This is a genomic window from Paenibacillus sp. Marseille-Q9583, from assembly GCF_976954365.1.
On record NZ_CDRJTB010000131.1, the window covers coordinates 1 to 5,533 of the forward strand.

Below are 5,533 nucleotides of genomic sequence, written 5' to 3' on the forward strand. Positions count from 1 at the left end.
TTTATAAGCACATATATGTTATAATTAATACATTGGAAATACGGCTTGAATGAGACGGATCGATTTAATAATAGCTACGATTACGGAAACGATTCCGAAAATGAGGGGACTATCAACTTGGCTAATAAAAACAAAGTAACCATAGAGGATGTAGCGAAACGAGCGGGAGTAGGGATTGCTACTGTTTCAAGAGCGATTAATAATTCGGAGGGAATTAGTTCCAAGACTAAGGCATTAGTACTGCAAGTGATTGAGGAGATGGGTTTTACACCTAATACCTCTGCACAAAGTCTGAAGATTCGCCAAACGAAGCAAATCGCTCTGGCTGTTCCCGACATTCGAAATGCCATTATTCCAGATATCGCCTGGTCCGTGGAGCAAGCAGCTAAACAGGACGGCTATCGAGTCATTCAGATTAATACTTCCGGAAATCCGCGGACAGAGCTCGAAACGATTCGTGAGATCAAGAAATTACATGTTGATGGACTCATTATCATGCCTCTTGCTTATCCTAAGACTATGGTAGAGCTAATTAATAAATCGAGTGTTCCTGTCTCCATCATTAACTACGGAAAACGCATTACAGAGAATGTCAAAGCGGATATCGTAAGCCTGTCACGTTTTGAGGGCCAGCTAATCATGGAACATCTAAGCAATATTGGCCGAACTAGAATCGCTTACGCAGGAGCTCAGAAGGATCTCATTGAAGATCGTTATCTTGCCTATCAGCAGGCGTTTAATCAAGTGGATATTTCTTTGGTTTATTTTGGAGAGGATTTCTCTTTGCAAACGGGGGTACAAGCTGCAGATTATTTCTATAGCCTGACCCATATGCCAGATGCAATATATGCTGTAAATGACATGGTCGCTATAGGGATCGTAAACAGGTTTAAAGAGTTAGGCGTTCGTGTTCCTGAGGATGTGGCAGTGGTAGGGGTGGATAATAACGCATGGACAACCATTACAAGTCCGCAGATTAGTTCGGTCTCGATCATGGGAAATGAAGTAGCTCGATTAGCTACTCAGCTTCTTTTGCAACGTATCCAGGATAATATTACGGGTGACTACCAAAGGGTGCAGCTTGATCCCCGTTTAATCGTGCGAGAGTCCAGCGTTTCAGTTAGACGGAATACAACAAGTTGATAATATACTCTAAATCCTGTTAGACTTAATGCTAAGTAAGCTGATAGGGTAATAAGAAATGAGGAGAATATTATGGCTAATATATATAAAAGCGTAACTGATTTGATTGGCAACACACCGTTATTGGAAATTTCGAAATATAGTAAATCTCAGAACATTGAAGCAAAAATCCTTGCCAAGCTAGAGTCTTTTAATCCTGGAGGTAGCGTCAAGGATCGTATAGGTTATGCGATGATCAAAGATGCTGAGGATAAAGGCTTAATTCATAATGATTCTGTAATTATTGAGCCGACTAGTGGCAATACCGGCATTGGCCTTGCAATGGCTGCGACCAGCCTTGGGTACCCGTTGATTATCGTACTTCCGGATACATTCAGTATTGAACGCCGTAAGGTGATGGCTGCACTTGGTGCTAAGCTTGTATTAACACCTGGAGCTGAAGGAATGAGTGGTGCTCTGAAAAAGGCGGAGGAATTGGCAGCGGAAATTCCAAATGCATTCATTCCACAACAGTTCAGCAACCCAGCTAACCCTGAAATTCACAGAACGACAACTGCAGAGGAAATTTGGCGGGATACTGATGGAAATGTAGATATTTTTATTGCGGGTGTTGGTTCTGGAGGCACCATATCAGGGGTTGGGGGAGCTTTGAAGGCTAAGAACCCTTCGGTACAGATCGTTGCTATCGAACCGTTTGATTCACCGGTATTATCTGGTGGCCGGCCTAGTGCGCATGGAATTCAGGGGATTGGTGCTAACTTCATTCCGGAGATTTACAATAAAGAGGTTGTTGATGAGATTTTTCAGGTGAAGAATAAAGACGCATTTAATGTAGCGCGTGAAATTGCCAAGACCGAGGGATTACTTGTAGGGATCTCGTCTGGCGCCGCGGTATACACAGCTACAGAAATTGCTAAACGTCCAGAAAATAAAGGGAAGACGATTGTGGTGATTTTGCCGGATACTGGTGAACGTTATTTAACAACTACTCTGTTTGATTTTAATGAATAGCTTGAACCAACCTATGACTTGAAGTTGATACAAATTTGGAGGCTCAGCGGAATGCTGAGTCTTTTTGTGCATTTAGTAACTAAAGAGTGATCAATTCAGCCCCTTATTTTACCAACAGCTATGGTACAATATAGCATAAATCGTAGTAGTTCTAAAAAAGGAGTATGAAACGTGTGAATGTGTTCAAAAAAGTTAGAAATAATTATGTGATTTGGCATGCAAATCGTATTCAGTTACAGGAATTTCCTTCTAGCCCTGTCGTTAGAAAACAATTAGTTTTCTCGGGTAGAGTTCAAAAGGTGGGTTTTCGCTTGGAAATATATACGATAGCCGAAAGAATGAGATTAACGGGTACGGTTACAAATTTAAAAGACGGAAGTGTAGAGGTAGAAGTGCAAGGGGAAGAACAGCAAATCTCATTTCTAGTCCATTGCATGAAATCATTGAAACGGGCATCTGTAAAGAAAGTAACTATGAGTGATCTGCCTATTCATGAGAGTGAGAAAGATTTCACGATAGTAAAATAAGTACATATGGATTAGTAGAATTCAGAAGTAGATTATATTGCGCTGGATTAGGAAGATAGAGGAGAATAACATGAATAGATTAAATGGGATTAGAGTTTCTCAGTTCATTCTTCTGATCATTTTAACAATCGCTTGCTTTATATATGGTATTGATATTATTGATCAATTCGATGGAAAGGTATTCAGCCACGCGGCTGTATCCTTTGGTTCCTCTTTGAGTTTTCTTTGTTTATTGATTAGTGTTGGAATAATGCTTGGATTTTTAATTGAAGGGACATCCGTGTTCAGTACAATCATTTTAATGTGGCCGTTGATACATATTGGTCTTGTAATTCTCTTATTTATTATTGGGGCGCTGCTTTGGAAATTACTCTATGTAATAGCACTTTATCCTTTAATATTATTGCCTATTAATTTAATTGGTGAGGGAATATCATTAGGGTTTCAGTTAAATCGTTTAGTTTTTCGTAGAGATCAAAATAAATTATCAGAGTTTTTCATAAGCATACTGATTAACCTAATTATTATTATTTTCATTATTATAGCTATATCTAAACCTGAAAGTGCTAATTTCTTTATGTGATTTTGGCGGCCGGGGCTTTATGTAACATCTGGATGTGTGGTTTATTGAATAGAACAAAATGGAACTATTGTGTAAACTGAGCGTAACCGATAAATAAAAGAGATTATGATAGCGCAGGAGGTACATATGAACTACAGAATGTTTAGAAAAATGCTTCTTACCACACTTGCCACCCTGATGTTAAGTGTTTTGCTTCTTCCGGTTTTAACTTCAGCCAAGACAGCTGTACCTAAGCATACTGGGTCATTTTATGTGAATGATTTTGCGAATGTGATCGACGAGAAAGCTGAGAATTACATGGTGAACTATGGAATTCAATTACATCAGGATACGGGTGCTCAAGTCGTAGTGGTGACAGTCGATTCTACAAATGGAGTTTCGATGGAAGAGTATGCAACTTCGCTATTCAATAGCTGGGGCGTAGGCTCTGCGGATAAGAATAACGGGCTTTTGCTACTGCTTTCTATAAAAGATGATGACTACTGGGCGGTACAAGGTAAGGGTGTTGAGGACACGTTGCCTAACAGTAAGATTAAAGATATTCTCTCTCAATATCTTGAGCCGGATTTTGCAGCAAAAACTTATAGTAACGGTGCACGAAAAACTTATGGCGCTTTTATTCAAGCCATGGGTGGGACCTGGGTGGAGAGTGTCGGCACCAAAAACTATGTATCAGATAATGCCGGTGTACTCAAAAAAGTAACAAAGGATTATTTGAACGAATCTAGCAACAGATATAAAACTACAACTGGTAGCGGAATTTATGTGGTTACTGTAAAGAACGCAGGAGATAAAACACTTCAGGATTATACCTACATGAAGTTTGCCTCCGTGGCTGCTGGCCCTAAGGATGTAATGCTCGTGCTAGACATAGGTGGAGACAACTATCATGTTCTGCAAGGGAAGGACATCGACAAGGTTCTAACTAATGATGCAATCAGCAATATTTTGGATACTGTACTTGAGCCCCAATTTGTGAAAAAAGATTACGGAACGGGAGCTACGGCAACTTCTAATTCTTTGTACAGCTTCTTATTGGCTAGAGCGGATCAATCTGTTGGTGCGACGGGAAATAGTGGAGGCACTACAGCCGCCAATTCCTCCTCAACAACCACTTCAGCAAAGGAGACTAGTGTTAGTGTAGGCAAAGGTCTTCTAATTTACTTATTGATATTTGCTCCGCTCATACTGTTCGGATATGGTCTTTCAAGACGCAATAAATATATTGAAATGTACGGTTTGCCATTTAATCCGTATAGCCCAAGAAATATTCGTCGGTATGGGAATTGGTACGGTCAAGCGGATTACGGTTATGGTAGACGTTGGCACAGACGTTATAATAATCACCATCATAATCACCACCATCATCATAGAAACACACCATCCAATAACTCACAGTCAAGCTTCTGGGGAAACAGTGGTGGAGGAGGATCTACTAGAGGTGGCGGCGCAGGTCGTTATTCCTCAAGTAACGAGAACCGTGGTGGAGGAGGTTCCAGCAGTGGCGGAGGTGCAGGTAGACATTCTTCCAGCTCTTCCAGCTCTTCAAGCTCTTCAAGCTCTTCAAGCTCTTCAAGCTCTTCCAGTGGTGGAGGTTATTCCGGCGGTGGAGGATCATCAGGTGGTGGGGGTAGCGTCAGCAGTGGTGGCGGAGCGGGTAGACACTAAATAAATCATACAGTTAATAAGAGGTGCAAAGGAGCTGTCTCACAAGTAGGAATTCTACTACTGAGACAGCTATTTAAATGGAAAAAAGCTTATGTACCCCACTCAGTTTCTAGTATAAAACCATTTGAATAATGAAGACACGACTAACAAGACCACAAGAACACTTGCCAATGTGAAAAAGATAACCTGATTGAAGAAAGCTGAGATAATACTTCCAAATGAAAGCAACCAAATCATGTAATTTATAGTGGAGTTGTAACTTTTTAATTTGATACTTTGATTTCTTTCATCTTCTTCATAGATCACCATTTCTTCAAGCGCATTCTCGTCTTTAAGCAGCTTTCTAAGCTGTATTATGTTCATTACACAGACGCCTTCAATACCCAAGAAAAATCCTGTGATATACGCATTAATAGAAGCAAAATCTGCCGTGGTGTTGGGCAATTTAATGATATAGGTACCTATTACAGCAAGTCCACCAATAACAGCGATAACTATTTTGGCACGTAGGCGTTTTTGAATCCGCGCTTTATATTTTTGATTCATCATTTTCCTCCACCTCAGAGAAATCAAATACTTCCTCAATCATTAATCCAAAATA

6 protein-coding genes are annotated in these 5,533 nt (G+C 40.2%); 5 read left to right on the forward strand and 1 reads right to left on the reverse strand.

The features are described from left to right. The first annotated feature begins 117 nt into the window (after positions 1–117). The 5 genes from ACWNM1_RS30025 to ACWNM1_RS30045 all read left to right on the forward strand — a co-directional run bounded on the left by ACWNM1_RS30025 (position 118) and on the right by ACWNM1_RS30045 (position 4,932). Positions 118–1,143, forward strand: a complete 1,026-nt coding sequence (locus ACWNM1_RS30025; protein ID WP_449603846.1) for a LacI family DNA-binding transcriptional regulator — start codon at positions 118–120, stop codon at positions 1,141–1,143. Positions 1,144–1,215: 72 nt separating this feature from the next. Next, the gene (gene cysK, locus ACWNM1_RS30030; RefSeq protein ID WP_449603847.1) at positions 1,216–2,154 is read left to right on the forward strand and encodes a cysteine synthase A; all 939 of its coding nucleotides are present in this window, start codon (positions 1,216–1,218) and stop codon (positions 2,152–2,154) included. 164 nt (positions 2,155–2,318) lie between these two features. Then, positions 2,319–2,681: an acylphosphatase gene (locus ACWNM1_RS30035; protein WP_449603848.1), complete on the forward strand. Its 363-nt coding sequence runs from the start codon at positions 2,319–2,321 to the stop codon at positions 2,679–2,681. A 70-nt stretch (positions 2,682–2,751) separates the two neighbouring features. Then, entirely contained in the window at positions 2,752–3,264 is a 513-nt protein-coding gene (locus tag ACWNM1_RS30040) for a hypothetical protein (protein WP_449603849.1), read from the forward strand. A 126-nt stretch (positions 3,265–3,390) separates the two neighbouring features. Then, positions 3,391–4,932, forward strand: coding sequence for a TPM domain-containing protein (locus ACWNM1_RS30045; protein ID WP_449603850.1), 1,542 nt, complete (start codon positions 3,391–3,393; stop codon positions 4,930–4,932). 102 nt (positions 4,933–5,034) lie between these two features. Here ACWNM1_RS30045 and ACWNM1_RS30050 read toward each other — a convergent pair whose 3' ends face one another. Further along, entirely contained in the window at positions 5,035–5,481 is a 447-nt protein-coding gene (locus tag ACWNM1_RS30050) for a hypothetical protein (RefSeq protein WP_449603851.1), read from the reverse strand. Positions 5,482–5,533 lie beyond the last annotated feature (52 nt).